Raw genomic sequence first — 26362 nt, 5'->3', positions numbered from 1 at the left:
GCATCCGGCTTGTGTGGCGAGCGAGCTCACCACACAAGAACTTGCGCCGACTGGGTCAGTGGTTGACGGTGTAAGCCAACATCATCGACAACTGACACATCGGCCGCCCACTCTCGGCATGCCACTGGTTGAACGCGCCCTGAACCGTTGCCAGATCCCGCAGGCTGGTCGGCGCCTTGTCGACGATCTTCTGCGCATTCAATGCAGCCACTACGTCATCACTCGGCACAAACGTATCCTTGCCCACCATCCGCAAGAATCGCGGCGCCGACAGGCCGCCCAACTGATGGCCGTGCTTGCTCAGGTACTTCCAGAGCCCGACGATATCCGTCACCGGCCAGTCGGCGATAAACGCGCCGAAGCTGCCCTTCTCTTGCTCAATATCCAGAATCATCTGCGCATTGCGCGGCACGCTCTTGAGCTTGCCCAGGTGACGGATGATACGCGTGTCCTGCATCAGGCGTTCCAAGTGCTCGGCGCCCATCAGCACGACTTTTTCCGGATCGAAGCCGAAGAACACCTGCTCAAACGCCGGCCACTTGGCGTCCACTACACTGTGCTTCAACCCGGCGCGAAACACCCGGAGCGCCAAGGTCGACAGGTAGCGATCATCGCTGATCTTGCGCAATTGGGCCGGGGTCTTGGGTGCCGGCAGGTGGGCTTCCAGTTGAGCCGCTGAACCAAAGCGGTTCAGACAATATTCGTGCAGCCACTTGTAATCGCGCATGCCCTCTCCTGGGGATTGAAATGAAAACGGCGCCCTTGAGCGCCGTCTTTCAGAGCGTTGAACTGCTTCAGAGGTTCACTACGTTGACGAAGCGCGAAGCGGCCGTCTCGTCGATTTTCAGGCTGGTGAAGTCAAACAGGTTGCGGTCGGCCAACTGCGACGGCTGCACGTTCTGCAAGCTGCGGAAGATGCTTTCGGTGCGCCCCGGCGTCTTGCGCTCCCAGTCCACCAGCATCTCCTTGACCACCTGGCGCTGCAGGTTTTCCTGGGAGCCGCACAGGTTGCACGGGATGATCGGGAATTGCTTGAAGTCGGAGTAGGCCTGGATGTCTTTTTCGTTGCAATACGCCAGCGGACGGATTACTACGTTGCGTCCGTCATCGGAGCGCAGCTTGGGCGGCATGGCCTTGAGGGAGCCGTTGAAGAACATGTTGAGGAAGAAGGTTTCGACGATGTCGTCGCGATGGTGACCCAATGCCATCTTGGTCGCACCGATTTCATCGGCAAAGGTGTAGAGCGTGCCACGGCGCAGGCGCGAGCACAGCGAGCAGGTGGTCTTGCCTTCCGGGATCAACTCCTTGACCACCGAATAGGTGTCTTTCTCGACGATGTGGTACTCGACGCCCAGCGCTTTCAGGTAAGCCGGCAGCACGTGCTCGGGAAACCCCGGTTGTTTCTGGTCCATGTTGACGGCAACGATGTCGAACTTGATCGGCGCGACCTTTTGCAGGTGCAGCAGCACATCGAGCAGGGTGTAACTGTCTTTGCCGCCGGAGAGGCAGACCATGACCTTGTCGCCATCCTCGATCATGTTGAAATCGGCGACTGCTTCACCCGCCAGGCGACGCAGGCGTTTTTGCAGTTTGTTCTGGTTGACCGTAAGAGTGCCCATGGCGATTGGATCCGCTGGAGGTGTGTGACGAAAAGCCGGGTATCTTACCGATGTCGAGTCCACACATTCAACGTGGCCCCGCATTCCAATCTGCGATTAGGCCCACTGTTTACAGTGCGATTTGCTCTAAAGGCCCTACAGTTATTCCGGTCATCCCTTCCTATACTGCGACGTGAGGTCGCACATCTATATCCAGACCTTTCAGGCCAATTGGCCCGTGGGCGCTCCGATGGGGGGCGATGGTAACAACGACAGGAGTGACTGGCATGATCCATCACGTCGTGGGGCTGTTTACCCATCCCGACCAGGAATGGCGGGAAATCCGTGGCGATAAAGAAGAAAGCATCGGCCACATGTACCTCACTCACACCCTGATTCTCGCGGCAATTCCCGCAATATCAGCGTTTATCGGCACCACCCAGGTGGGCTGGGTCATCGGCAATCGCGCGCCGGTGATGCTGACCCAGGAAAGTGCGTTGTGGATGACCATCATGTCGTACGCAGCCATGCTTGGCGGCGTGGCGGTGATGGGCGCGTTCATTCATTGGATGGCCCGTACCTACGACGCCAACCCCAGCATGGCCCGCTGCGTGGCCTTTGCGACCTACACCGCGACGCCGCTGTTTATCGGCGGGCTGGCGGCGCTCTACCCGCACATGTGGCTGGGTATGGTCGTGGGCACAGCGGCGATCTGCTACACGGTGTACCTGTTGTATGTGGGGCTGCCGACGTTCATGAACATCGATCCGGACGAGGGCTTCCTGTTTTCCAGCTCGGTACTGGCCGTAGGCCTGGTGGTGCTGGTGGCGATCATGGCGTTTACGGTGATCGTCTGGGGCCTGGGCGTAGGGCCGATCTATACCAACTGAACCGCTGAAACCGTAGGCAAGGCCACCGCAAGGTGGCTTTGTGCGTTATGCATGACCATTCGGCGCCTGACAGATTCGGAAACACTCAGCTTTGCGGCATACTGGGCATCTCTGGAGATATGTACAGCATGCCCGAGCAACTCAATACCCGCGTCGAAGATTGTTTCCTGCAAGCCGAATCCTTTTTCAAACGAAGCTTCAAACGCCCCCAGGTCAGCCTCAAGCTGCGGGGCCAGAAAGCCGGTGTCGCGCATTTGCACGAGAACCTGCTGCGCTTTAACCCACAGTTGTACCGAGAAAACAGCCAGCACTTCCTCAAGCAGACCGTGGCCCATGAGGTGGCGCACCTGATCGCCCACCAATTGTTTGGTGAACGCATCCAGCCCCATGGCGAGGAATGGCAGTTGATCATGCGCGGGGTCTACGAACTGCCGCCGGACCGTTGCCATACCTATGCCGTGCAGCGGCGCCAGGTGACCCGCTATATCTACCGCTGCCCATGTGCCGACAGCGACTTTCCGTTTTCGTCGCAGCGCCATGGCATGGTGGCTCAGGGGCGGCGGTATCTGTGTCGGCGCTGTCGGCAGACATTGGTGTTTACCGGCGAAACCCGGGTGGAATAAAGGCCTCATCGGGAGCAACCCCCCTCCCACATTTTGATCGTATTCACAGGCCTGAATGTGGGAGGAGGCTTGCTCCCGATATCGTCCGCCCAGCCACTACATAATCACCTTGGAGCTGCGCAGCTCGCTGATGCGCGGCGGGCTCAAGCCCAGCTCCGCCAACACTTCATCACTGTGCGCGCCCACGGCGACGCCAATGTGCCGGGGCGCTGGCAACCCTTCCGAAAATTTCAACGGGCAGGCAATCTGCGCCTGGCTCGAGCCATCGCCCCTGGGCACCTGGCTGACCAGTGCCCGCGCCTTTAACTGCGGATGGGCAACGGCTTCGCTGAGCGTCAGCACAGGTTCAACGCAGGCATCAACCCCGGCAAACAGCTCGCATAATTCCGCGAAACTGCGCTTCTCGAACTCCACTTGCAAGGCCTGCTTAAGCGCCGCCTGCCGCTCTGGCTTCAAGCCCTGCGCGGCCAGCTCCGGGCGCCCCAACGCTTCACACAATTGCTGCATAAACGCCGGCTCCAGGCTGCCCACCGACATCCAGCGCCCATCGCGCGAGCGGTAGTAATCGTAGAAACTCCCGCCATTGAGCACATGGCCTTCCCATTCCGGCTCCGCACCACAGGCGAGATAACCCGCCCCAGCCATGGCATTCAAGCTGAACGAGCAATCGGTCATGCTTACATCCAGGTATTGCCCGACGCCACTTTGCTGGCGGGCGATAACGGCCGCCAGCAACCCCACCACCGCATGCAGCGAACCCCCGCCCACGTCCGCCAACTGCACACCCAACGGCAGCGGCCCGCTGTCCTGGCGCCCGGTATAGCTGGCCACGCCTGCCAGTGCCAGGTAGTTGATATCGTGGCCGGCGCGATCCTTATACGGGCCGGTCTGGCCATAACCGGTGATCGACACATAAATCAGCCGGGGATTAATCGCCTTCAATGCCTCATACCCCAGGCCCAAGCGTTCCATCACGCCGGGGCGAAACTGTTCGAGCACGATGTCGTAGTCTTTGACCAGCGCCCGCACAATCTCCAAGGCCTCGACCTGCTTGAGGTCCAGCGCCAGGCTGCGTTTATTGCGATTGAGGTAGGCATGGCTTGCCGAGGTGCCCTGATCATGGGGCGGCAAGACCCGCAGCATGTCCAGGCGCGTGGGCGATTCGATACGCAGCACCTCGGCGCCCATGTCCGCCAGCATCAACGAAGCAAACGGGCCGGGCAGCAAGGTGGAAAAATCCAGTACTTTGAGGGACGCCAAGGGACCTGACATGGGGACTCCACTTTCGGTTCGAATGCCCACAGACTAGGCAGCCTTGCGCCTACCGGCAATCGTCAGAACGATCACCGACAGTGACCGTTTTGATCACGGCGGGCTTTTTCGCGACGGCGGCTTTATCATTGGCCTACGTTTGCTTGCCGAGTGTTCCATGAAGTTCGCGATTGCCCTGTATTCCGCCGCCCACGCGCCCTCTTCGCGCCGCGCCTTGCTCTTCGCCCAGGCGGCGTTGGCCGGTGGGCATGAGATTGTGCGGTTGTTTTTTTATCAGGATGGCGTTTACAGCGCGTCCAACAACCTCGTAGCGCCCCAAGATGAGCAGGACATTGCCCGCCAATGGCGTGAGTTTGTCAGCACTCATCAGCTCGACGGCGTGGTATGCATCGCCGCCGCCCTGCGTCGTGGCGTGCTCAACAGCGAAGAGGCCACGCGCTATCAACGCAGCGCAGTGAACCTGGATGCACCGTGGACGCTGTCAGGCCTGGGGCAATTGCATGATGCAATCCAGGATGCCGACCGCCTGATCTGTTTTGGAGGGCCGTGAAATGTCCAAATCCTTATTGCTGATCAGCCGTCAGGCGCCGTGGTCCGGGCCGAGCGCACGGGAAGCGCTGGATATCGTGCTGGCGGGTGGCGCCTTTGATCTGCCCATCGGCTTGCTGTTCATGGATGACGGCGTGTTCCAGCTCGCGCCGCACCAGAACGCCAAGGCCGTGCAACAAAAGGACCTCAGTGCCAACCTGCAGGCATTGGAGCTGTTCGGCATCGATGATGTGTTTGTCTGCCGCCACAGCATGGCCGTGCGTGGCTTGACGCCGCCAACCGAAGCGCAACCGTTGAGCAACGACGCTATTTCCCAATTGATTGACCGTTACGACCAGGTAATTACCCTCTGATGTCGACTTTACACGTGGTGTCTCACTCCCCGTTTACCGATAGCCGCCTCGACAGCTGCCTGCGTATCTGCGGCGCCGAGGACGCGATCATGCTGTGCGGCGACGGCGCCTACGGGCTGCACGCCCCAGCCCTGCAAACCAAGGGCGTGAAGGTCTTTGTGCTGGCCGAAGACATGCAGGCGCGCAACCTGCCATTACCGGACTGGGCCGACAGCGTGGACTATCCCGGTTTCGTGCAACTGTCGATCGACTACGACAAGGTCAACACCTGGCTATGAACACCCTGACCGTGGGCGAGCGCCGCCTCGAACTGGACAAAGACGGCTACCTCGTCGACCTGAACGACTGGTCCACCGAGGTGGCCAACGCCCTGGCCACCGCCGAAAACCTGGTATTGACTGCGGCGCACTGGGAAATCCTCGAACTATTGCGCGGCTTTTACGCCGAATTCCAGCTGTCCCCAGCCACGCGCCCGCTGATCAAGTACACCGCCTTGAAGCTAGGCCCGGACAAAGGCAACAGCCTGCACCTCAACCAATTGTTCAACGGCACTCCCGCCAAACTCGCCGCCAAGCTGGCGGGCCTGCCCCGGCCGACGAATTGCTTATGACCGACTTCTCCCCACTGACCCTGCAAACTCCTGCCGAGCACCCATTTGCGCAATTCGTACGCATCCTGGGCAAAGGCAAGCGCGGCGCGCGTAACCTCACCCGCGAAGAAGCCCGCGAAGCCATGGGCATGTTGCTCGACGAAAAAGTCGAAGACACCCAACTGGGCGCCTTCCTGATGCTGCTTCGGCACAAGGAAGAAAGCCCGGAAGAACTCGCCGGCTTCACCGAAGCCGTGCGCGAGCGCCTGGATGCCCCCGCACTGAATGTCGACGTCGACTGGCCCACCTATGCCGGCAAGAAACGCCACCTGCCGTGGTTCCTGCTGGCAGCCAAATGCCTGGCGCAGAACGGTGTGCGCATCCTGATACACGGCGGCGGCGCCCATACGGCGGGCCGGCTATACACCGAGCAGCTGCTGGATACCCTGCACATTCCCCTGTGCCGAAACTGGCAACAGGTCGGTACGGCGTTTGAGCACGCAAACCTCGCATTTATCCCGCTGGGCGACTGGGCACCACAACTGCAACGCATGATCGATTTGCGCAACACCTTGGGTCTTCGCTCGCCGATCCACTCGCTGGCGCGGCTGCTCAACCCGTTGAATGCCCGTTGCGGCTTGCAAAGCATCTTTCATCCGGGCTACCAGGGCGTGCACCGCGATGCCAGCGGGCTGCTCGGGGATAACGTGATTGTGGTGAAAGGCGACGGTGGCGAGATAGAGATCAACCCCGACACTATCAGCCACCTGTACGGCACCACCGGCGGCGAGAGCTGGGATGAAGAATGGCCCGCCCTCTCCGCCCAGCGCCACGTCAAGCCGGCAACGCTGGAGCCTGAGCACTTGAAGGCCGTATGGCGCGGCGATGCAGAGGACAGCTACCCGCAGCTGGCGCTGATCGCCACCATGGCCCTGGCCTTGCGCGGCCTTGACCACCCGCGGGAGCAGGCGTTCGAACTGGCGCAGCAATATTGGGAAGCACGGGATAAATCGATTTAATCGATCATTCATCCGCAGTCTTTGCGCTTTTAGTTCGAACTCATCCCTTTAGACTGGGCTCCAACGCTTATTAGCCAAGGAGCCAGTCATGGGTTTGCTGATCGAAGGACGCTGGAAAGACCAGTGGTACGAAAGTAGCGCAGACGGCGCTTTCCAACGGGAACAGGCACAGCGGCGCCACTGGGTGACCGCCGACGGCCAACCTGGCCCGAGCGGCGAAGGCGGCTTTAAGGCCGAGGCCGGTCGTTATCACCTCTATGTGTCCCTGGCCTGCCCATGGGCGCACCGCACGCTGATCCTGCGCAAGCTCAAGGGCCTCGAAAGCCTGATCGATGTGTCCGTAGTCAGCTGGCTGATGCTGGAAAACGGCTGGACCTTCGACAAGGCCCACGGCTCGACCGGCGATAAGCTGGATAATTTCGAATTTATGCACCAACGCTACACCGCCGACACAGCCGACTACACCGGCCGCGTGACCGTGCCGGTCTTGTGGGACAAGAAGCTCAAGCGCATCGTCAGCAATGAATCGGCGGAGATCATCCGCATGTTCAACAGCGCCTTCAACGGACTGACTGGCAATACCCTGGATTTCTATCCCGAGTCCCTACGTACAACCATCGATGAGCTGAACGAGCGGATCTATCCGGCCGTGAACAATGGCGTGTACCGCGCAGGTTTTGCCACCTCACAAAAAGCGTATGAAAGCGCGTTTGATGATGTGTTTGCTGAACTGGACCATCTGGAACAGCACTTGGGCGACCATCGCTACCTGGCCGGCGAGTACCTGACCGAAGCGGATGTGCGGTTGTTCACCACGTTGATTCGTTTTGATGCGGTGTATTACAGCCACTTCAAATGCAATCTGCGGCGGATTGCGGATTATCCGAATCTGTCGAATTGGCTGAGGGAAATGTTTCAGTGGCCGGGGGTGGCCGAGACGGTGGATTTTGAGCACATCAAGGGGCATTACTATGCCAGTCACCGCACGATCAACCCGACGGGGGTTGTGCCAAAGGGGCCGTTGCAAAGGTTTGATGCTGGGCATGATCGCCAGCGGTTGAGTGGCGAAGGCGTCTGGCGCTGATTCAGGAAATGCGCTGTGTGTGATGGCCTCATCGAGAGCAAGCCCCCTTCCACATTTGGAACTGTGAATACAGTAAAAATATGGAAGGGGGCTTGCTCCCGATGTTTTTAAAAGGCTCAGACCTGAGACTGGGCGCCTTCAAACCACTTCAGCTTCTCACGCAACATCACCACCTCACCCACGATCACCAGCGTCGGCGCATGCACTTCATGCTCCGCCACCATGCGCGGCAAGTCCGCCAGCGTGCCGGTGAACACGCGCTGGTTGGAGGTGGTGCCCTGCTGGATTAACGCCGCCGGGGTATCAGAAGCACGGCCATGCTTGATCAGTTGCTCGCAGATAATCGGCAAGCCAATCAAGCCCATGTAGAACACTAGGGTTTGCGACGGCCCCACGAGATCACTCCAAGGCAGGTCCGACGTCCCGTTCTTCAAATGCCCGGTGATAAAGCGTACTGACTGCGCATAGTCACGGTGAGTCAGCGGAATACCCGCATAGGCCGCGCAGCCGCTGGCCGCCGTGATTCCTGGTACCACCTGGAACGGGATGCCATGGGCCGCCAGCTCTTCGATCTCTTCACCACCACGCCCGAAGATGAACGGATCGCCACCCTTGAGGCGCAGCACGCGCTTGCCTTGCTTGGCCAGGTCCACCAGTTGCTGGTTGATCTGGTCCTGCGGCACGGCATGGTCTGCGCGACGCTTGCCGACATACACACGTTCGGCATCGCGGCGGCACAGGTCAAGAATCGCCGGGGCGACCAAGCGGTCATAGAGCACCACGTCCGCTTGCTGCATCAAACGCAGCGCGCGGAAGGTCAACAGGTCGGGATCGCCCGGGCCTGCGCCCACCAGGTAGACCTCACCCGGCGCATACGGCGGTGCGCCGTTGACCTTTTCAATCAGTAGACGCTCAGCCTCATCACCCTGCCCGGCCAACTGGCGGTCGGCAATCGGGCCCTGGAACACTTCTTCCCAGAACGCACGACGTTGCTGCACATCCGGATACAAGCCTTTGACCTGGGCACGAAAACGCGCCGCTAACCCCGCCAACTGGCCATAGGTGGACGGAATCCAGGTTTCCAGCTTGGCGCGGATCAAGCGTGCCAGCACCGGCGCATCGCCGCCGCTGGACACCGCAATCACCAAGGGAGAGCGGTCGACAATTGCCGGGAAGATCACACTGCACAAGGCCGGCGCGTCCACCACATTGACCGGTACACAGCGACGCTTGGCATCACTGGACACTTGCGCATTCAGTGGCTCGTCGTCGGTGGCGGCGATGATCAGGGTGCAACCGTCAAGGTCGGCCTCCTGATAACCGCGCACAATCAGTTCCCCGCCACTGCCCAGTACCAATTCACGCAACTGGTCTTCGATCTGAGGAGCAACCACCCGCAACACCGCACCGGCGTCGGCCAGCAGCCGGGATTTGCGCAAAGCAATTTCCCCGCCACCAACGACCAACACACGGCTGCCGCGCAGGTTATGAAACAGCGGCAGAAATTCCATTTAGCCGATGACCTCAACGCCCGCCATGTAAGGCTTGAGCACTTCAGGTACGCGGATAGAACCGTCAGCCTGCTGGTAGTTTTCCAGCACGGCAACCAGGGTACGACCTACAGCCAGGCCCGAACCGTTGAGGGTGTGCACCAGTTCCGGCTTGCCGGTTTCCGGGTTACGGAAACGCGCCTGCATACGACGGGCCTGGAAATCACCGCAGTTGGAGCACGACGAGATCTCGCGGTACTTATCCTGGCTCGGCACCCAAACTTCCAGATCGTAGGTCTTCACGGCACTGAAACCCATGTCGCCGGTGCACAGAGCCAGCACTCGGTACGGCAGCTCCAGCAGTTGCAGCACGCGTTCGGCGTTGGCGGTCAGGCCTTCCAGGGCTTCCATGGAGGTCGACGGCTCAACTACTTGCACCATCTCCACCTTGTCGAACTGGTGCTGGCGGATCATGCCGCGGGTGTCACGACCCGATGCACCGGCTTCACTGCGGAAGCACGGGCTGTGGGCCACGAACTTGAGTGGAAGTTGCTTGGCATCGAGGATCTCGCCAGCGACGATGTTGGTCAGCGACACTTCAGCAGTCGGGATCAGGTACAGATCGGCTTCACCATCGCGGCTGATCTTGAACAGGTCTTCTTCGAACTTCGGCAACTGGCTGGTACCCATCAGCGCCGGACCTTGAACCAGGTACGGGGTGTAGGCCTCTTCGTAGCCGTGCTCGCCGGTGTGCAGGTTGATCATGAATTGCGCCAAGGCACGGTGCATGCGCGCAATCGGACCGCGCAGCAACGCAAAGCGCGCGCCGGACATCTTGGCGGCGGTTTCGAAATCCAGGCCACCGGTCAATTCGCCCAGGGCGACGTGGTCCTTGATCTCGAAATCAAAGGCTTTTGGCGTGCCCCAGCGGCGCACTTCGACGTTGCCGTCTTCGTCTTCGCCAACGGGCACAGACTCGTGCGGAATGTTGGGGATGCCCAGCAGGATCGAATCCAGCTCGGATTGGATCTTGTCCAGCTCGACCTTGCCGTCGGACAGCTCGGTGCCCATACGCTCGACGTCCGCCATCAGCGGCGCGATGTCTTCGCCGCGCTGCTTGGCCTGACCGATGGATTTGGAACGCGCATTACGCTCAGCCTGCAGTGCTTCGGTGCGGGTCTGGACGGTCTTGCGCTGTTCTTCCAGCGCTTCGATGCGCGCAACATCCAAGGCAAAGCCACGGGATGCCAGGCGGTCCGCTACGTCCTGAAGGTTGCTACGTAACAGTTTGGAATCGAGCATGTCGGTCTCTCGTTTATCAAAGTTTGGTCAAGGACAGGCCAGCCCAGGTGGCGAGCAGCCCGCCGAACACGCTGATGCCCAGGTACCCAAAGGCGACCAGGGCCTGCCCGCTTTCCAGCAAGCGCAGCGTATCCAGTGAAAAGGATGAAAAGGTCGTCAGACCGCCTACAAAGCCGACAATCAAGCCGGCACGAATTTCAATCGGTATTTCCGGGCGCAACAGGAACCAGCCGTACAGCAACCCAATGATCAAGCAGCCAACAAGGTTGACCGCAAGGGTTGCGGCATAAAAATGCTTAGGCCAGTTGGCGCTCACCCAAGTACCGGTGGCGAAACGCAATAATGTACCAGCGATGCCGGCTGCGGACACGGCAAGAATCGTCTTGAGCACTACTTTCTCCGCTGTTTGGGGCTGAGGCGATCGAGTTGGGCCAGGTGATTGAGTTTTTCACCGATTTTCAGCTCCAGGCCACGGGGCACCGGCTGGTAGAGCGGCAATGGCTCAAGCTCATCTGGGAAGTAGTCTTCGCCGGCGGCATAGGCGTCCGGCTCATCGTGGGCATAGCGGTATTCATCGCCGTAGCCCAATTGTTTCATCAACTTGGTCGGCGCATTGCGCAGGTGCAGCGGCACTTCAAGGGAGCCGTGCTCGGCGGCAGCACGTAGCGCCGCCTTGAAGCCCATGTACACCGCGTTGCTTTTCGGCGCGCAGGCCAAGTAAGTGATGGCCTGGGCCACCGCCAACTCACCTTCCGGGCTGCCGAGCCGCTCCTGCACGTCCCACGCCGCCAGGCACAGGCTCAAGGCGCGCGGGTCAGCGTTGCCGATGTCTTCGCTGGCCATGCGTACCACGCGGCGCGCCAGGTACAAGGGGTCGCAGCCGCCGTCGATCATCCGCGCGAACCAATACAGCGCGCCGTCAGGGTTGGAGCCACGCACAGATTTGTGCAGCGCCGAAATCTGGTCGTAGAACGCTTCGCCGCCCTTGTCGAACCGACGACGAGTGTCGCCGAGCAGGCTTTGCAACAGATCGACGCCAATCTCGCTGCCATCCTCGGCCAGGTCCGACGCATTCTCCAGCAGGTTGAGAAAACGGCGACCGTCGCCATCGGCAGCGGTGAGCAGGATCTTGAAGCCTTCTTCGCTGACACTCAGTTGGCGCTTGCCCAGGCCCTTGTCTTCACTCAACGCGCGGTGCAGCAGCTTTTGCATCGCCGCTTCATCGAGGCTCTTGAGCACATACACTCGCGCCCGCGACAGCAAGGCGTTATTCAATTCGAAGGACGGGTTTTCGGTAGTGGCGCCGATAAAGATCAGCGTGCCATCTTCGACATAAGGCAGGAACGCATCCTGCTGCGACTTGTTGAAGCGATGCACTTCGTCGACAAACAGGATGGTGCGCTTACCGTATTGCCCAGCCTGCTGCTTGGCCACTTCCACCGCCTGGCGGATTTCCTTGACCCCAGCCAGCACCGCGGAAACCGTTTCGAAGTGCGCATCCGAGACTTTCGCCAGCAGCCGCGCCAGAGTGGTTTTACCCACCCCCGGCGGGCCCCAGAAAATCATCGAATGCAGCGCGCCCTGCTCCAGGGCTTCGCGCAAAGGCTTGCCGCGAGCGAGCAGGTGTTCCTGACCGACGTACTCATCCAGGTTGGTCGAACGCAAACGCGCGGCCAGGGGTTGGGCAATCGGGTCACTTCGAAACAGATCCATGGGCAGCGTTTGAAACCTCTGGTTTATTCCTGGATCACGTCGGCACCCTTAGGGATGTCGAACTTGAACTTGGAAGCAGGCACCGGCTCGTTGGCCTTGACCCCGGAGAACAGGATATCGGTGCGTTGGCCGACGCTGTCGATCAGGCGCATGTTATTGATCACGCCGTTACCGAAAGACAGGTGCAGGCTGTCAAACAGCGTGTCCTTGGACTTCGGCTTGAGGGTGAATTCGATCACGTTGCTGGTTTGCTTGGAGGTGATGTCGAAGCTGTCGTTAATCTTCGACACATCACCCGACAGCAACAGCGCAGGCGTCTGATTCAGGCGCGGGTCGAGCTTCTTGATAGTCGCCTGTTCCAGATCCGGGTCCCACAACGTGACCTTCTGGCCGTCGGAAACGATGGTCTGCTCAGCCTTCCCTTCGGTGTGCCAGTAGAACAGCCCCGGACGCTGCACAGCCATTTCGCCTGCCGTTTCCTGCAAACGGGTACCGCCGGCATCCAGGGTCAGTTGGGAGAAGCGCGCCGTCAGGGTCTTGGATTTGTCCAGCAGGTTGGTCAGGCTGGCGACAGAGGCCGGGTCAGCGTGAGCCGAAACAGCGGTCAGGGCCAGTGCCGGCAACAACAGCATGCGGATAAAGCGCATGGGAGTCCTCATTGAGTCGTAAGGGCGCGCCGCGTGCTGCCACGCGGCGCGGGATCAGTCGCGCATCTGCCCAGGGGCAATGACTTCACGCGAGCCGTTGGTGTTCATTGCGGTGACGACACCGGCGTTTTCCATCGCTTCGATCATGCGGGCGGCGCGGTTGTAGCCGATTTTCAGCTTGCGCTGAACTGCAGAAATCGACGCGCGACGGCTTTCCAGCACAAACGCCACGGCTTCGTCGTAAAGGGCGTCGGTCTCGGCATCGTCGTCGCCACCGCTGCTGCCACCGTCGAAACCGCTGCCAGCTTCTTCGACGCCGGCGAGGATGTCGTCGTTGTATTCGGGTGCGCCGCGCAGCTTCCAGGCTTCCACCACGCGGTGCACTTCATCATCGGAAACAAAGGCGCCGTGTACGCGAATCGGCAGGCTGGTGCCCGGTGGCATGTAGAGCATGTCGCCGTGACCCAACAGTTGCTCGGCGCCACCCTGGTCGATGATGGTCCGCGAGTCGATCTTGCTCGATACCTGGAACGCCATGCGCGTCGGGATGTTGGCCTTGATCAGACCGGTGATCACGTCCACCGACGGACGCTGGGTGGCGAGGATCAAGTGAATACCTGCTGCCCGCGCTTTCTGGGCGATACGCGCGATCAGCTCTTCAACCTTCTTGCCGACGATCATCATCATGTCGGCGAACTCGTCGACCACCACCACGATGGTCGGCAGCTTGCTCAACAGTGGCGCTTCGTCGTGAATACTTTCGCGTTTGTACAGCGGGTCGGTCAGCGGTGTGCCGGCGTCCTGGGCTTCCTTGACCTTGGCGTTGAAGCCCGACAGGTTACGTACACCCATCTTCGCCATCAGCTTGTAGCGGCGCTCCATCTCGGCAACGCTCCAGCGCAGGGCGTTGGCCGCGTCCTTCATGTCGGTGACCACCGGGCACAGCAGATGTGGAATGCCTTCGTAGATCGACAGTTCAAGCATCTTCGGGTCGATCATGATCAGCTTGGCGTCTTCCGGGCCGGACTTGAACAGGATCGATAGGATCATCGCGTTCACGCCCACCGACTTACCGGAACCGGTGGTACCGGCGACCAGCAGGTGAGGCATTTTCGCCAGGTCAGTGATAACCGGCTTACCGCCGATGTCATGGCCCAGCGCCAGGGTGACCGGCGATTTGAAGTTGTCGTATTCCGGCGTCGACAGTACTTCGGAGAAGCGCACGATCTGGCGGTCTTCGTTGGGAATCTCGATACCCACGGTGGTTTTGCCGGGGATCACTTCCACCACACGCACGCTGGTCACGGCCAGGGAGCGGGCCAAGTCTTTGGCCAAGTTGGAGATGCGGCTGACTTTCACACCAGCGGCCGGCTGAATTTCGTAACGGGTAATCACCGGGCCAGGGTGGATCGAGTCCACCGACACTTCGACGCCGAATTCCTTGAGCTTGATTTCCAGCAAGTGGCCGACAGCCGCCAGTGATTCGGGGGAATAGTTGAGCTGTTTCTTTTCAGCCGGGTCGAGAATCGAGATCGGCGGCAAGGTGCCTTCGACAGCGCTATCGACAAACAACGGCGCCTGTTTCTCTTTCTGCACGCGATGGCTTGGCTCGGGGGCCTTGGGCGGCGCAGGTGCAATCACAGGCGGCACCTGCTTCTCGCGGTCGGACATGTGCTTGCTCAGGGCCTGTTCGCGCTCGATCAGGCGCTCCTTGACCTTGGCCTGTTCGCGGCGATCCGGTGTGCTTGGGGCTACGACTTCGTTGACGCGGGTATCCACCTCACGCAACTGAGCCACCATGCGTTTGCGGTCAACACGAGCGGACCACCAACGGTTGGCTGCGCCCTGGAATAATTCGAGCAGGTCGAGGGTGATCTTGCCTGTCACGTCCATCACCTTGAACCACGAGAGGTCGGTGAACACCGTGAGGCCGAACAGGAAAAGCGCAATAAACATCAGAGTGCTGCCCTGGATATTCAGGGTCTTGCGCGCCAGGTCGCCGAGGCTTTCGCCCAAGGCCCCGCCCGCGCCCGCCGGCAAACCGGTGGGCGCATGGAAATGAATATGGGCCAGCGCCGCGCCGGAGAGCACCAGGAACACCAGACCGATCAGGCGCCAGGAGAACAGCCAGCCGCTCCACTGCCACGGCTCGTGACGCTGACGGAAGATCTGCCAGGTCTTGATCGCCAGCAGCAGCGGGAAGATGTAAGCAAAGTAACCCAGCACCATGAAGAGGATGTCGGCGCTGTAGGAACCCACCGGACCGCCGAAGTTTTGCACATCGTCTATCTTGCTGTTGTGGCTCCAGCCCGGATCGTCCTTGCCGTAGGTGAGCAAGGCCATCATCAGGAACAAGCACAGCGCGCCGATAGCGATCAGCGCGCCTTCCTTGAGTCGATAATGCAGGTGCTGGCGCCAAGCCGGCACGACTGCTGCTTTAGGTGTTGCGGCGGATTTCTTCAAAACGGGTCTTTTCCTGCGCCTTTAGCGCGTCCATCTGTTGAATGACTGCAAATACTGCCCAATCCGAGCAGTTGAAAAATAAACGATCGTCGTTGAATGTACGTTTAACACTGGGCAATTGCTGAATGAAAGGACGATAACGCCACAATGGCCGCATTGTACGGGTTTGTACCCCCGATGCCACGCCACTTGGCTTTCTTCAGGCAGCATAGCCAATTGTGTGTCACGACATGTTCAATTTGAGCATGCATTGTCTTTGCTGACAAAGGCTTATGAACTGTTTTTACTAATCCAGACAAGCTTGGCAAATGGCCTGCATGGGCCGGCCCCGAATACGACCACACCCCCGGCATAGAGTTGCAGAAACACCCGCTCACGCTAATACGCATCAATGGCTGATTCAAGCTGGCCCGATGGCGCTGCGTCGACAATAATCAGCACTGCCGAGGCGGGTGTCATACCTGCCACTCCCCTCCCCTTCCATAAGCCTGGATGCCATGCTGACCTGGTTACAACGCAATACCCTGACCTTCCCACCGCTGGCCAAAGCTATGCGCGAACCCAATGGCCTGCTCGCCGCCGGCGGCGACCTGTCGGCCGAGCGACTGGTCCAAGCCTACCGCCATGGCTGCTTCCCATGGTTCTCGGAGGGTCAACCGATCCTCTGGTGGTCTCCGGACCCGCGCACGGTGATCTTCCCTGACGAGCTGCACGTATCCCGCAGCCTGAGCAAGCTGTTACGCCAGCAGCGCTACAGCGTGACATTCGACCAGGACTTCGCAGCAGTCATCCAAGCCTGCGCCGCACCGCGCGCCTATGCCGATGGCACCTGGATCACCGAAGGCATTCAGAGCGCCTACCTGGAGTTGCACAAACGCGGCCATGCACACTCGGTAGAAGTATGGGACGAAGGGGTGCTGGTGGGAGGCCTGTATGGCCTAGCGATGGGCCAACTGTTTTTTGGCGAATCCATGTTCAGCCGCGCCGACAATGCCTCAAAATTCGGCTTCGCCACACTGACACGACAATTACAGGCCTGGGGCTTTGTGCTGATCGACTGCCAGATGCCCAACGATCACTTGCACAGCTTGGGTGCCCGCGCCATTCCTCGCACTGAGTTCGCCGGTTTTCTACGCGACCACTTGGACCAGCCCAACACCGGACCATGGGTTTCTTAGGCGACATCCGCGCACCTGGCTTACACTTATTTCAAAGCTTATCCCGAGGGTTGATCATGACCGAGTTGGCGCGTTTGAAGTTTTATGCCACTCAAGCCCACTCTTGCAGCTATCTGCCAGACGAGCAGGCCACCACGTTGTTCCTCGACCCCAGCCAACCGATGGACGTGCACGTGTATGCCGATCTTTCGGAAATGGGCTTTCGACGCAGTGGCGACCACCTTTACCGACCCCATTGTCAGAACTGCAATGCCTGCGTACCGGCACGCCTGCCCGTGGCGCAATTTCTGCCGGATCGTAACCAGAAGCGCATCCTCAAGCGCAACGCCGACCTGACGGTGACATCGTGCAAGCCTCGATTTACCGAAGAATATTTCGACCTTTACCAGCGCTATATTGAGCAACGCCACGCCGACGGCGATATGTTCCCCCCGAGCCGCGACCAGTTCTCCACGTTTCTAGTGCGTGACCTACCCTTTTCACGCTTCTATGAGTTTCGAGCGGACGGTCGCCTGCTGGCCGTCGCCGTGACCGACTTGCTGCCTAATGGCCTGTCGGCGGTATACACGTTCTATGAACCTGCCGAAGAGCGCCGCAGCCTCGGGCGCTTTGCAATCCTCTGGCAAATCGGCGAAGCACTGCGCCTGGAGCTGGAGGCCGTCTACCTCGGATACTGGATCAAGAACTGCAAAAAGATGAGCTACAAGACCCAATATCGCCCCATAGAACTGCTAATTAATCAAAGATGGGTCACGCTTAACTAGAACCCCTTGGCTTAAACACCCTTTTTCGGGCACAATGCACGCCGCTTTTGCCTGGCGCAGTTGCACCGGGCCATTCACTGGATACCGAGGGCTTTACTGCATGTCGAAAGAAGACAGCTTCGAAATGGAAGGCACTGTCGTCGACACCCTGCCCAACACCATGTTTCGTGTGGAGTTGGAAAATGGGCACGTCGTAACCGCGCATATCTCCGGCAAGATGCGCAAGAACTACATTCGTATTCTTACCGGTGACAAAGTGCGCGTCGAGCTGACGCCCTATGACTTGAGCAAAGGGCGCATCACTTACCGCGCTCGCTAAGCAAGTCAATACAAAACGCCCGGTTATGCCGGGCGTTTTTGTGTGCATGGGATTCTCAAACACCGATGATTCCTGTGGGAGGCGACTTGCCCCCTCCCACACCGGATCTTCATTGTTCTGAGAACTGCATTTCAAGACAGCAAAAAGGCGCCTTTCGGCGCCTTTTGCGTTACTGCAGAACGATCAGGCCATTTCAGCCGTGGTTTCGAACTCGAAGGTCAGCTCGCCATCCTTCAGGTCGATATGCACCACGCCACCATGGTCGGAGAGTTCGCCGAACAGGATCTCTTCGGCCAATGGCCGCTTGATCTTGTCCTGGATCAGACGCGCCATTGGGCGGGCGCCCATTGCGGCATCGTAGCCACCCTCGGCGATCCAACTGCGCGCCGCCTCCGTGACATCCAGCTGCACGCGCTTGTCTTCCAACTGCGCTTGAAGCTCGGTGAGGAACTTGTCCACCACACTCTTGATAACCTCGTGGCTGAGGCGACCAAACTGGATAATGGTGTCCAGACGGTTGCGGAACTCCGGCGTGAAGCTCTTTTTGATCACTTCCATCGCATCAGAGGAGTGGTCCTGATGGGTAAAGCCGATCGAAGCCCGCGCGGCTGTTTCGGCACCGGCGTTGGTGGTCATGATTACGATCACGTTGCGGAAGTCCGCCTTGCGTCCGTTGTTGTCGGTCAGGGTCCCGTGATCCATGACCTGCAGCAGCAGGTTGAAGACTTCCGGGTGAGCCTTCTCGATTTCATCGAGCAGCAATACGCAATGGGGCTGCTTAGTGATCGCTTCGGTCAACAAACCGCCCTGATCAAAGCCTACATACCCAGGAGGCGCACCGATCAAGCGCGACACGGTATGACGCTCCATGTACTCAGACATGTCGAACCGCACAAGCTCGATCCCCATGGCCTTGGCCAACTGCCGCGCCGCTTCGGTTTTGCCGACACCGGTCGGGCCAGCAAACAGGAACGAGCCGACCGGTTTGTCCGGCGACTTGAGGCCCGCACGCGACAATTTGATCGCAGTGGACAGCGCGTCGATGGCTGCATCCTGGCCGAACACAGTGAGCTTGAGATCGCGCTCCAAGTTACGCAGCAGCTCTTTGTCGGAGCTGTTGACGTGCTTTGGTGGAATTCGCGCAATCTTCGCCACGATGTCCTCGACCTGAGGCACGTCGATGCGTTTCACACGTTTCTCGATCGGTTGCAGGCGCTGATAAGCCCCCGCCTCGTCGATCACGTCGATGGCTTTATCCGGCATATGCCGATCATTGATGTAACGCGACGCCAGCTCTGCAGCTGCACGCAGCGCCTCATCGGTGTACTCGATGCCATGGTGCGCTTCAAAACGCCCCTTGAGCCCGCGCAGGATGCTGATGGTGTCTTCAACCGAAGGCTCGGACACGTCGACCTTCTGGAAGCGACGCGCCAGCGCACGGTCTTTCTCGAAGATGCCACGGAATTCCTGGAAGGTGGTCGAACCAATGCAGCGGATATCACCCGACGACAGCAACGGCTTGAGCAGATTGGACGCATCCATCACCCCGCCAGACGCCGCGCCAGCACCAATGATGGTGTGGATTTCGTCGATGAACAGGATCGCCTGCGGGCGTTTTTTCAACTCGCCGAGCAACGCCTTGAAGCGCTTCTCGAAATCGCCCCGGTACTTGGTCCCGGCGAGCAACGCGCCCAGATCAAGGGAGTAGACTACGCTGTTGGCCAGCAGGTCAGGCACCTGGTTATCCACTATACGCTTGGCCAAGCCTTCGGCGATTGCGGTTTTACCCACGCCCGCCTCACCCACCAGCAACGGATTGTTCTTGCGACGACGCGCGAGGATTTGCGCTACACGCTCAACCTCAAGCTCACGCCCCACCAGCGGATCGATCCGACCCTGGCGCGCCAGTTCGTTGAGATTGCTGGCATAGGCATCCAGCGGGTTGCTTGAAGAAGAAGACTCACCGCCCTCGTCGTCCTGCATATCCTGCTCACCCTCGGAATGATCGCCGTGCCCAGGCACCTTGGAGATACCGTGGGCGATATAGTTGACGACATCAATACGGGCAACGCTCTGCTGTTTGAGCAGGAACACTGCCTGGCTTTCCTGTTCGCTGAAGATCGCCACAAGCACGTTGGCGCCTGTGACTTCACGCTTACCGGAGCTCTGTACGTGGAAAACAGCACGCTGCAATACCCGCTGGAAGCCCAGGGTTGGCTGGGTCTCGCGGTCCTCGTCATGCACGGGGATCAGTGGCGTGGTGGAGTCGATAAACTCCTGCAGGTCATGCTTGAGTTTGTCGAGGTTGGCGCCGCACGCACGCAGAACGGTGGCGGCAGCTTCGTTATCCAAAAGTGCCAGCAAAAGGTGTTCGACTGTCATGAATTCATGACGCTTCGAACGAGCCTCCTTGAAGGCAAGATTGAGGGTGACTTCGAGCTCGCGGTTTAACATAGCTTCACCTCATACCCAAGTGGTCGGCGTTAACCGTCCTTCTCGATTTCACAGAGTAGCGGATGCTGGCTTTCCCTGGCGTACTGGTTGACCTGCATGGCCTTTGTCTCGGCGATGTCACGGGTAAACACTCCACATACTGCCCGTCCTTCTGTGTGAACGGCCAGCATTACCTTGGTCGCCAACTCTCGGTTCAGGTTAAAAAACACCTCGAGCACTTCGACCACGAAATCCATCGGTGTGTAGTCATCATTGAACAAAACCACCTTGTACATCGGCGGCGCCTGTAGAGCAGGCTTGGCCTCCTGAACAGCAATGCCTGCAGAACCGTCGTCATCGTGTTCGTGATCCGGTCGATCCTGATTGAATGTTAGTCGAATCTGGCTGATTGCATGCATGGAAAGAAAGGTTCGTCAGTGGTTCAAATACAGTGGTGGGGGCGACCTGTCAGAATTTCAACTCTCAACTGGCCGGTCGCCTTGACTATCGGCGAATCGGTGTTACAACCAATAGAACCCACAGTGGGTAAAAAAGGTCCGCGCAGTCAACCTTAATTTATTCGGGTTAGGACGGATAAACTGGATGATACTCCAGTGATGGAGTCTGGTGCAGAGGGAAATGGGTATGTCCGGCGTCAAGATCAATGGCAAGGTCAAGTGGTTCAACAACGCCAAAGGATATGGCTTTGTTAATGAGGAAGGGAAAAACGAGGACCTTTTTGCGCACTATTCAGCAATCCAAATGGATGGTTATAGAACGCTGAAAGCGGGCCAGCCCGTGAGTTTTGAAATCATTCAAGGCCCCAAGGGACTGCATGCCGTGAACATCGGCGCAGTGAGCGCGCAAGCACCGGAAAAGACCACGGAGAAACACGCTCATAAAGAGAAGAAGCAACCGGCCTGAACCGCCGCCGAGCATGCAGTCTGCGGCAAGAAAAACGGCCATCCCACTCAAGCTGGGATGGCCGTTTTTTGTCGCGTGAGACGTTACATATGCGAGATCAGCGCATCACCGAAGCCCGACGACGACACCAGCGTGGCGCCCTCCATCAGGCGCTCGAAATCATAGGTCACGGTCTTGGCCGAAATGGCGCCATTGGTGCCCTTGATGATCAGATCGGCAGCTTCAATCCAACCCATATGACGCAGCATCATTTCCGCTGAAAGGATCAAAGACCCCGGATTGACCTGATCCTTGCCCGCATACTTGGGCGCTGTCCCGTGAGTCGCCTCGAACATTGCAACGGTGTCAGACAGGTTGGCACCCGGCGCAATGCCGATACCACCCACTTCCGCCGCCAACGCATCAGACAGGTAGTCACCATTGAGGTTAAGGGTTGCAATCACGTCATATTCAGCCGGACGCAGCAGGATCTGCTGGAGCATGGCGTCGGCGATTGCATCCTTGACCACCACATTCCTGCCGGTGCGCGGGTTCTTGAACTGCATCCACGGCCCACCATCGAGCAGGGTCGCGCCGAACTCTTCGGCCGCCACTTCATAGGCCCATTCCTTGAAGGCCCCTTCGGTGAACTTCATGATGTTGCCTTTGTGCACGATGGTCAGCGATTCGCGGTCGTTATCCACCACATATTGCAAGGCCTTGCGCGCCAAGCGCTTAGTGCCCTCTTTGGACACCGGCTTGATGCCAATCCCGCAATCCTGGTCGAAGCGGATCTTGGTAACGCCCATTTCCTCCTTGAGGAACTTGATCACTTTAATAGCTTCCGGCGAGCCAGCCTTCCACTCGATCCCGGCGTAAATGTCTTCGGAGTTTTCGCGAAAGATGGTCATGTCCACGTCGCCGGGCTTCTTGACCGGACTCGGCACACCTTCGAACCAACGCACTGGGCGCAGGCACACATAAAGGTCGAGCTGCTGACGCAGAGCCACGTTCAGCGATCGAATACCACCACCGACCGGCGTGGTCAGCGGACCCTTGATGGACACCACGTAATCCTTGACGGCATCCAGGGTTTCCTGGGGCAGCCAGGTATCCTGATCGTAGACCTCAGTCGCCTTTTCGCCGGCGTACACCTCCATCCACGAGATCTTGCGCTTGCCGCCGTATGCCTTTTCAACAGCTGCGTCGACCACTTTGATCATCACCGGGCTGATGTCGACGCCAATACCGTCACCTTCGATATAAGGGATGATCGGTTGGTCAGGAACATTGAGAGAATGGTCTGCATTGACGGTGATTTTGTCGCCGACTGCCGGAACCTGAATCTTCTTGTATCCCATGCTGAACTCCATCTATGGATTAAACATCTGGCTGCGTTCGAGCCTACTCCAGATAAATGACGACCGAAACCTCACGCCATGTTCATTTGCATCGAAAACAGCATAATTTGTCGCCTACAAGCCTGAAAGCAAAGGGAAAAGCGCCAATCTTGAGCACATCATGCGACTTTAGGCGTACCCCGGTACCTGCGACCTTTAGACCAATGGACGACACACCTTTTGTATGAAGGCTCGGCGTAAGCATAGCGACCTATGTATAATGCCGCCGCTGACCCAAGAGTCACGACGGCTGACCGCTCTAGAATAGGTGCCTTCAGCTACAAAGCCGGACTATTACAATAGTCCACCCGCTTGACGCTCGACTGATGCAACCCAACATCACCGCGAAGAAACCTCGACATTTCGCTCATGGATGACTTTGAACGAACGCGCTCCACCCGGCGCATCTCGAGTTTCTGCGCACGCTTTCAGCAAAGAAGAGAGTTAATCCGAATATGCCCACCCGCTCGAAGATCATCTACACCTTCACCGACGAAGCCCCTGCCCTCGCCACCTATTCACTGCTGCCTATCGTAGAGGCCTTCACCGCTTCCGCTGATATTGCCGTGGAAACCCGCGATATTTCTCTCGCCGGGCGCATCCTCGCAAGCTTCCCCGAGCAACTGGGCAACAAGGCCATACCGGACCACCTCGCCGAACTGGGCGACCTGGCCGTTACCCCTGAAGCCAACATCATCAAGCTGCCTAACATCAGCGCCTCGACCCCGCAGCTGCAAGCGGCGATCAAGGAACTGCAGGCCCAGGGCTACGCCCTGCCGGACTACCCGGAAACCGTAACCACCGACGCGGAAAAAGAAACCCGTGCACGTTACGACAAGGTCAAGGGCAGCGCCGTGAACCCGGTACTGCGCGAAGGCAACTCCGACCGCCGTGCGCCGCTGTCGGTCAAGAACTATGCCCGCAAGCACCCGCACAAAATGGGCGCATGGGCTGCGGACTCCAAGTCCCACATCGCCCACATGAGCAATGGCGACTTCTACGGCAGCGAAAAAGCCGTACAGATCGAAGCCGCTGATACTGTCAAAATTGAGCTGGTCGGCAAGGACGGCACCACCACCGTCCTGAAAGAAAAGACTACCGCTCAAGCTGGCGAGATCCTCGACAGCGCCGTGCTGAGCAAAAACGCACTGCGCTCGTTCATCGCCGCTGAAATCGAAGACGCCAAGAAACAAGGCGTACTGCTGTCGGTTCACCTCAAAGCCACCATGATGAAGGTCTCCGACCCAATCATGTTCGGCCAGATCGTTGCCGAGTTCTATAAAGATGCCCTGGCCAAGCACGCCACGGTACTGGAGCAGATCGGCTTCAACCTGAACAACGGCATCGGTGACCTGTACGCTCGCATCAAGGCTCTTCCGGCCGAGCAGCAAGCGCAGATCGAAGCTGACATCCAGGCGGTCTACGCCGCTCGCCCTTCCCTGGCGATGGTCAACTCCGACAAAGGCATCACCAACCTGCACGTGCCGAGCGACGTCATCGTCGACGCCTCGATGCCAGCCATGATCCGTGACTCCGGCAAGATGTGGGGCACCGACGGCCAATTGCACGACACCAAGGCCGTGATCCCGGATCGCTGCTACGCCACCATCTACCAAGCCGTCATCGAAGACTGCAAGGCCAATGGCGCGTTCGATCCAACCACCATGGGCAGCGTGCCAAACGTTGGCCTGATGGCGAAGAAAGCCGAAGAGTACGGCTCCCACGACAAGACTTTCCAGATCAAGGCTGACGGCGTAGTCCGTATCACCGACAGCAAGGGCAACCTGCTGATGGAACAGAACGTCGAAGCCGGCGACATCTTCCGCATGTGCCAGACCAAAGACGCGCCGATCCAGGATTGGGTCAAGCTTGCCGTCAACCGCGCGCGCGCCAGCAACACCCCTGCCATCTTCTGGCTGGACCCTAAGCGCGCTCACGACGGCGTCGTGGTCGAGAAAGTTCAGGCCTATCTGAAAGACCACAACACCGAAGGTCTGGACATCCGCATCATGTCGCCAGTCGACGCGATGAAGTTCACCCTGGAGCGCACCCGCAAGGGCCTGGACACCATCTCGGTGACCGGCAACGTACTGCGCGACTACCTGACCGACCTGTTCCCGATCATGGAACTGGGCACCAGCGCCAAGATGCTGTCGATCGTGCCGCTGATGAACGGCGGTGGCCTGTTCGAAACCGGCGCCGGCGGTTCGGCACCGAAGCACGTGCAACAGTTGCTGGAAGAAAACTTCCTGCGCTGGGACTCCCTGGGCGAATTCCTGGCCCTGGCCGCCTCCCTTGAGCATTTGGGTGTGACGTACAACAACCCGAAAGCCCTGGTACTGTCCAAGACCCTGGACCAGGCCACTGGCCAATTCCTCGACAACAACAAGTCGCCATCGCGCAAAGTCGGCAACATCGACAACCGCGGCAGCCACTTCTACCTGGCGCTGTACTGGGCTCAAGCCCTGGCCGCCCAGACCGAGGACACTGCACTGCAAGCGCAGTTCGGCGAACTGGCAAAAACTCTGGCCGAGAACGAAGCAACCATTGTTGCCGAACTCAACGCCGTACAGGGCAAGCCAGTGGACATCGGCGGCTACTACGCGCCGAACCCAGAGCTGACCAGCAAGGCCATGCGCCCAAGCAACACCCTCAATGCGGCGATTGCCAAGTTGAAGTAAGGTTGTAAGGATGCAAAGAAGCCCCGGCCATGTGCCGGGGTTTTTGTTTTAAGGCCCTGACAGAGCTGAAGCTATATCGAAAAATGCTAGCGAACTGTAAATGTTGACAGGTTACGCCCTGCCCCCAAAAGAACATTCTGCTCTTGTGATTAATGACCCGAGAACAGGAGTCCATCAAATGTTTCGCACCCACAAACTACTGCCGCTATACCTGTTCCTGCTCGCTTTAGCGCCATTGTCAGATGCAGGTCAAGACATCAAAATAAAGTATTTCCTCCAGGCAAACTTCACCTGTAAAAACGGCATCACGACACCCGGATATAGCGTTTACGTGGTTGGCTCGCGACCGGAGATCGGGGAATGGGTTCCAGCGAAAGCTTTTTTGCTAAGCCCTGCAAACTACCCGACGTGGACAGGCGAGGTGAGTTTTGCAAATGTTGAGCTCAATCAGGAGGTGAAGTGGAAGTGTATTATTCGCAACGAAAATAACCCTCTGGATGTTCAGAAGTGGCAACCCGACCCGGACAATGAGACGACATTGATTTTCTCTCCCTCGGCTCAGACCACCGGCACGTTCTGAGCAGCTTGCTGATGCCAGGCGTATCATGGGAGCTGCCCCGCCTGAATTCGAGACCCGCTTATGACCTGGCAACCCCACATTACCGTCGCCACCATCGTCGAAGACAACGGACGCTTCCTGATGGTCGAAGAACTCAAGGGCGGCCGCGCTGTGCTCAACCAGCCCGCCGGCCACCTCGACCCGCATGAAACCCTCACCGAAGCAGCCGTGCGTGAAACCCTCGAAGAAACCGGCTGGGACGTGGAAGCTACCGGTATCGTAGGCATCTATCTGTACACCGCACCCAGCAATGGCGTGACCTACCAACGGGTCTGTTTCATTGCCAAAGCCCTGAAACACCACCCGAACTACCAACTCGACGAAGGCATCCTGCGCGCCCGCTGGCTGAGCCGTGACGAGCTGATGGCCGTGCGCGAGGACTGGCGCAGCGAGCTGATCATCCACTGCATCGATGATTATCTGGCCGGCCAGCGTCACAGTCTGGAATTGATCCGCCCTTCTCTTTAGCCTTG

Annotated in this window: 27 protein-coding genes; 15 read left to right on the top strand and 12 right to left on the bottom strand. The window is 58.8% G+C overall.

Features of this window, described 5'->3' with window-relative positions:
* Positions 1-55: 55 nt before the first annotated feature.
* Together ACVWXD_RS07205 and ttcA are read right to left on the bottom strand one after the other, a co-directional pair.
* Entirely contained in the window at positions 56-727 is a 672-nt protein-coding gene (locus tag ACVWXD_RS07205) for a DNA-3-methyladenine glycosylase I (RefSeq protein WP_099601035.1), read from the bottom strand.
* Between the two features lie 67 nt (positions 728-794).
* Complete coding sequence (gene ttcA, locus ACVWXD_RS07200) at positions 795-1619, bottom strand: tRNA 2-thiocytidine(32) synthetase TtcA (protein ID WP_122753670.1); 825 nt, start codon at positions 1617-1619, stop codon at positions 795-797.
* 266 nt (positions 1620-1885) lie between these two features.
* Here ttcA and ACVWXD_RS07195 point away from each other — a divergent pair, with 266 nt between their 5' ends.
* Positions 1886-2488 (top strand): Yip1 family protein, encoded by a 603-nt coding sequence (locus ACVWXD_RS07195; RefSeq protein WP_032889661.1) that lies wholly within the window; start codon positions 1886-1888, stop codon positions 2486-2488.
* A gap of 128 nt (positions 2489-2616) precedes the next feature.
* Complete coding sequence (locus ACVWXD_RS07190) at positions 2617-3111, top strand: SprT family zinc-dependent metalloprotease (protein WP_032890037.1); 495 nt, start codon at positions 2617-2619, stop codon at positions 3109-3111.
* A 96-nt stretch (positions 3112-3207) separates the two neighbouring features.
* Here the strand turns inward: ACVWXD_RS07190 and ACVWXD_RS07185 are convergent, their stop codons facing one another.
* A complete protein-coding gene (locus ACVWXD_RS07185; RefSeq protein WP_181643404.1) occupies positions 3208-4383 on the bottom strand; it encodes a CaiB/BaiF CoA transferase family protein in 1176 nt (391 codons plus the stop codon).
* Between the two features lie 157 nt (positions 4384-4540).
* Between ACVWXD_RS07185 and tusD the strand changes: the two genes are divergently transcribed.
* The 6 genes from tusD (at position 4541) to ACVWXD_RS07155 (ending at position 7977) form a co-directional block, all read left to right on the top strand.
* Positions 4541-4933, top strand: coding sequence for a sulfurtransferase complex subunit TusD (tusD, locus tag ACVWXD_RS07180; protein ID WP_032890039.1), 393 nt, complete (start codon positions 4541-4543; stop codon positions 4931-4933).
* A 1-nt stretch (position 4934) separates the two neighbouring features.
* A complete protein-coding gene (tusC, locus tag ACVWXD_RS07175; RefSeq protein WP_032889665.1) occupies positions 4935-5285 on the top strand; it encodes a sulfurtransferase complex subunit TusC in 351 nt (116 codons plus the stop codon).
* Positions 5285-5563 (top strand): sulfurtransferase complex subunit TusB, encoded by a 279-nt coding sequence (tusB, locus tag ACVWXD_RS07170; protein ID WP_457370818.1) that lies wholly within the window; start codon positions 5285-5287, stop codon positions 5561-5563. The genes tusC and tusB overlap by 1 nt, the downstream gene beginning before the upstream one ends.
* Positions 5560-5895, top strand: coding sequence for a TusE/DsrC/DsvC family sulfur relay protein (locus ACVWXD_RS07165; RefSeq protein WP_032889667.1), 336 nt, complete (start codon positions 5560-5562; stop codon positions 5893-5895). Before tusB ends, ACVWXD_RS07165 begins: the two co-directional genes overlap by 4 nt.
* Positions 5892-6893, top strand: a complete 1002-nt coding sequence (locus ACVWXD_RS07160; RefSeq protein ID WP_181643406.1) for a glycosyl transferase family protein — start codon at positions 5892-5894, stop codon at positions 6891-6893. The genes ACVWXD_RS07165 and ACVWXD_RS07160 overlap by 4 nt, the downstream gene beginning before the upstream one ends.
* An 88-nt stretch (positions 6894-6981) precedes the next feature.
* Complete coding sequence (locus ACVWXD_RS07155) at positions 6982-7977, top strand: glutathione S-transferase family protein (protein ID WP_181643407.1); 996 nt, start codon at positions 6982-6984, stop codon at positions 7975-7977.
* 116 nt (positions 7978-8093) lie between these two features.
* Here the strand turns inward: ACVWXD_RS07155 and cysG are convergent, their stop codons facing one another.
* The 6 genes from cysG to ACVWXD_RS07125 are packed head-to-tail and all read right to left on the bottom strand — an operon-like array spanning position 8094 to position 15592.
* The gene (gene cysG, locus ACVWXD_RS07150) at positions 8094-9488 is read right to left on the bottom strand and encodes a siroheme synthase CysG (protein WP_181643408.1); all 1395 of its coding nucleotides are present in this window, start codon (positions 9486-9488) and stop codon (positions 8094-8096) included.
* Positions 9489-10769, bottom strand: a complete 1281-nt coding sequence (serS, locus tag ACVWXD_RS07145) for a serine--tRNA ligase (protein WP_032889671.1) — start codon at positions 10767-10769, stop codon at positions 9489-9491.
* 16 nt (positions 10770-10785) lie between these two features.
* Positions 10786-11160: a fluoride efflux transporter CrcB gene (gene crcB / locus ACVWXD_RS07140; RefSeq protein ID WP_032889672.1), complete on the bottom strand. Its 375-nt coding sequence runs from the start codon at positions 11158-11160 to the stop codon at positions 10786-10788.
* Positions 11160-12482, bottom strand: a complete 1323-nt coding sequence (locus ACVWXD_RS07135) for a replication-associated recombination protein A (protein ID WP_032889673.1) — start codon at positions 12480-12482, stop codon at positions 11160-11162. The genes crcB and ACVWXD_RS07135 overlap by 1 nt, the downstream gene beginning before the upstream one ends.
* A 23-nt stretch (positions 12483-12505) precedes the next feature.
* A complete protein-coding gene (lolA, locus tag ACVWXD_RS07130) occupies positions 12506-13129 on the bottom strand; it encodes an outer membrane lipoprotein chaperone LolA (protein WP_032889674.1) in 624 nt (207 codons plus the stop codon).
* A gap of 54 nt (positions 13130-13183) precedes the next feature.
* Positions 13184-15592, bottom strand: a complete 2409-nt coding sequence (locus ACVWXD_RS07125; protein ID WP_032889675.1) for a DNA translocase FtsK — start codon at positions 15590-15592, stop codon at positions 13184-13186.
* 497 nt (positions 15593-16089) lie between these two features.
* On the opposite strand from ACVWXD_RS07125, the gene aat reads away from it, so the two are divergent.
* From aat to infA, 3 genes are all read left to right on the top strand, one after another.
* On the top strand, positions 16090-16770 hold the full coding sequence (aat, locus tag ACVWXD_RS07120; protein WP_032889676.1) for a leucyl/phenylalanyl-tRNA--protein transferase: 681 nt from the start codon (positions 16090-16092) through the stop codon (positions 16768-16770).
* 56 nt (positions 16771-16826) lie between these two features.
* Entirely contained in the window at positions 16827-17534 is a 708-nt protein-coding gene (locus ACVWXD_RS07115) for an arginyltransferase (protein WP_032889677.1), read from the top strand.
* Positions 17535-17634: 100 nt separating this feature from the next.
* On the top strand, positions 17635-17853 hold the full coding sequence (infA, locus tag ACVWXD_RS07110) for a translation initiation factor IF-1 (protein ID WP_002553999.1): 219 nt from the start codon (positions 17635-17637) through the stop codon (positions 17851-17853).
* Between the two features lie 183 nt (positions 17854-18036).
* Here the strand turns inward: infA and clpA are convergent, their stop codons facing one another.
* Both clpA and clpS read right to left on the bottom strand, forming a co-directional pair.
* The gene (gene clpA, locus ACVWXD_RS07105; RefSeq protein WP_032889678.1) at positions 18037-20307 is read right to left on the bottom strand and encodes an ATP-dependent Clp protease ATP-binding subunit ClpA; all 2271 of its coding nucleotides are present in this window, start codon (positions 20305-20307) and stop codon (positions 18037-18039) included.
* 29 nt (positions 20308-20336) lie between these two features.
* Complete coding sequence (gene clpS, locus ACVWXD_RS07100; protein WP_010567912.1) at positions 20337-20705, bottom strand: ATP-dependent Clp protease adapter ClpS; 369 nt, start codon at positions 20703-20705, stop codon at positions 20337-20339.
* A 226-nt stretch (positions 20706-20931) separates the two neighbouring features.
* Here clpS and cspD point away from each other — a divergent pair, with 226 nt between their 5' ends.
* Positions 20932-21210 carry a cold shock domain-containing protein CspD gene (cspD, locus tag ACVWXD_RS07095; RefSeq protein ID WP_163033180.1) on the top strand — a complete coding sequence of 93 codons (279 nt, stop codon included), beginning with the start codon at positions 20932-20934 and terminating at the stop codon, positions 21208-21210.
* 83 nt (positions 21211-21293) lie between these two features.
* Here cspD and icd read toward each other — a convergent pair whose 3' ends face one another.
* The gene (gene icd / locus ACVWXD_RS07090; protein ID WP_457370817.1) at positions 21294-22550 is read right to left on the bottom strand and encodes an NADP-dependent isocitrate dehydrogenase; all 1257 of its coding nucleotides are present in this window, start codon (positions 22548-22550) and stop codon (positions 21294-21296) included.
* Between the two features lie 494 nt (positions 22551-23044).
* Here icd and ACVWXD_RS07085 point away from each other — a divergent pair, with 494 nt between their 5' ends.
* The 3 genes from ACVWXD_RS07085 (at position 23045) to ACVWXD_RS07075 (ending at position 26357) form a co-directional block, all read left to right on the top strand.
* A complete protein-coding gene (locus ACVWXD_RS07085; protein WP_099601025.1) occupies positions 23045-25270 on the top strand; it encodes an NADP-dependent isocitrate dehydrogenase in 2226 nt (741 codons plus the stop codon).
* Between the two features lie 178 nt (positions 25271-25448).
* On the top strand, positions 25449-25850 hold the full coding sequence (locus tag ACVWXD_RS07080; protein ID WP_122756437.1) for a carbohydrate-binding module family 20 domain-containing protein: 402 nt from the start codon (positions 25449-25451) through the stop codon (positions 25848-25850).
* 60 nt (positions 25851-25910) lie between these two features.
* The gene (locus ACVWXD_RS07075; protein ID WP_181643412.1) at positions 25911-26357 is read left to right on the top strand and encodes an NUDIX hydrolase; all 447 of its coding nucleotides are present in this window, start codon (positions 25911-25913) and stop codon (positions 26355-26357) included.
* Positions 26358-26362: the final 5 nt, after the last annotated feature.

The organism is Pseudomonas sp. TE3911, assembly GCF_054062775.1.
This window is presented reverse-complemented; position numbering and strand designations above follow the sequence as displayed.

Bases quoted from the DNA above. Each gene is read 5' to 3' on its own strand.
- ACVWXD_RS07165 (WP_032889667.1), top strand. From the start codon at position 5,560: ATGAACACCCTGACCGTGGGCGAGCGCCGCCTCGAACTGGACAAAGAC.
- lolA (WP_032889674.1), bottom strand. From the start codon at position 13,129: ATGCGCTTTATCCGCATGCTGTTGTTGCCGGCACTGGCCCTGACCGCT.
- ACVWXD_RS07085 (WP_099601025.1), top strand. From the start codon at position 23,045: ATGCCCACCCGCTCGAAGATCATCTACACCTTCACCGACGAAGCCCCT.
- ACVWXD_RS07205 (WP_099601035.1), bottom strand. From the start codon at position 727: ATGCGCGATTACAAGTGGCTGCACGAATATTGTCTGAACCGCTTTGGT.
- ACVWXD_RS07190 (WP_032890037.1), top strand. From the start codon at position 2,617: ATGCCCGAGCAACTCAATACCCGCGTCGAAGATTGTTTCCTGCAAGCC.
- ACVWXD_RS07115 (WP_032889677.1), top strand. From the start codon at position 16,827: ATGACCGAGTTGGCGCGTTTGAAGTTTTATGCCACTCAAGCCCACTCT.
- icd (WP_457370817.1), bottom strand. From the start codon at position 22,550: ATGGGATACAAGAAGATTCAGGTTCCGGCAGTCGGCGACAAAATCACC.
- ACVWXD_RS07080 (WP_122756437.1), top strand. From the start codon at position 25,449: ATGTTTCGCACCCACAAACTACTGCCGCTATACCTGTTCCTGCTCGCT.
- cysG (WP_181643408.1), bottom strand. From the start codon at position 9,488: ATGGAATTTCTGCCGCTGTTTCATAACCTGCGCGGCAGCCGTGTGTTG.
- tusC (WP_032889665.1), top strand. From the start codon at position 4,935: ATGTCCAAATCCTTATTGCTGATCAGCCGTCAGGCGCCGTGGTCCGGG.
- aat (WP_032889676.1), top strand. From the start codon at position 16,090: ATGCTGACCTGGTTACAACGCAATACCCTGACCTTCCCACCGCTGGCC.
- tusD (WP_032890039.1), top strand. From the start codon at position 4,541: ATGAAGTTCGCGATTGCCCTGTATTCCGCCGCCCACGCGCCCTCTTCG.
- ACVWXD_RS07185 (WP_181643404.1), bottom strand. From the start codon at position 4,383: ATGTCAGGTCCCTTGGCGTCCCTCAAAGTACTGGATTTTTCCACCTTG.
- tusB (WP_457370818.1), top strand. From the start codon at position 5,285: ATGTCGACTTTACACGTGGTGTCTCACTCCCCGTTTACCGATAGCCGC.
- clpA (WP_032889678.1), bottom strand. From the start codon at position 20,307: ATGTTAAACCGCGAGCTCGAAGTCACCCTCAATCTTGCCTTCAAGGAG.
- ACVWXD_RS07135 (WP_032889673.1), bottom strand. From the start codon at position 12,482: ATGGATCTGTTTCGAAGTGACCCGATTGCCCAACCCCTGGCCGCGCGT.
- serS (WP_032889671.1), bottom strand. From the start codon at position 10,769: ATGCTCGATTCCAAACTGTTACGTAGCAACCTTCAGGACGTAGCGGAC.
- ACVWXD_RS07075 (WP_181643412.1), top strand. From the start codon at position 25,911: ATGACCTGGCAACCCCACATTACCGTCGCCACCATCGTCGAAGACAAC.
- ACVWXD_RS07160 (WP_181643406.1), top strand. From the start codon at position 5,892: ATGACCGACTTCTCCCCACTGACCCTGCAAACTCCTGCCGAGCACCCA.
- ACVWXD_RS07155 (WP_181643407.1), top strand. From the start codon at position 6,982: ATGGGTTTGCTGATCGAAGGACGCTGGAAAGACCAGTGGTACGAAAGT.
- ACVWXD_RS07195 (WP_032889661.1), top strand. From the start codon at position 1,886: ATGATCCATCACGTCGTGGGGCTGTTTACCCATCCCGACCAGGAATGG.
- clpS (WP_010567912.1), bottom strand. From the start codon at position 20,705: ATGCATGCAATCAGCCAGATTCGACTAACATTCAATCAGGATCGACCG.
- cspD (WP_163033180.1), top strand. From the start codon at position 20,932: ATGTCCGGCGTCAAGATCAATGGCAAGGTCAAGTGGTTCAACAACGCC.
- infA (WP_002553999.1), top strand. From the start codon at position 17,635: ATGTCGAAAGAAGACAGCTTCGAAATGGAAGGCACTGTCGTCGACACC.
- ttcA (WP_122753670.1), bottom strand. From the start codon at position 1,619: ATGGGCACTCTTACGGTCAACCAGAACAAACTGCAAAAACGCCTGCGT.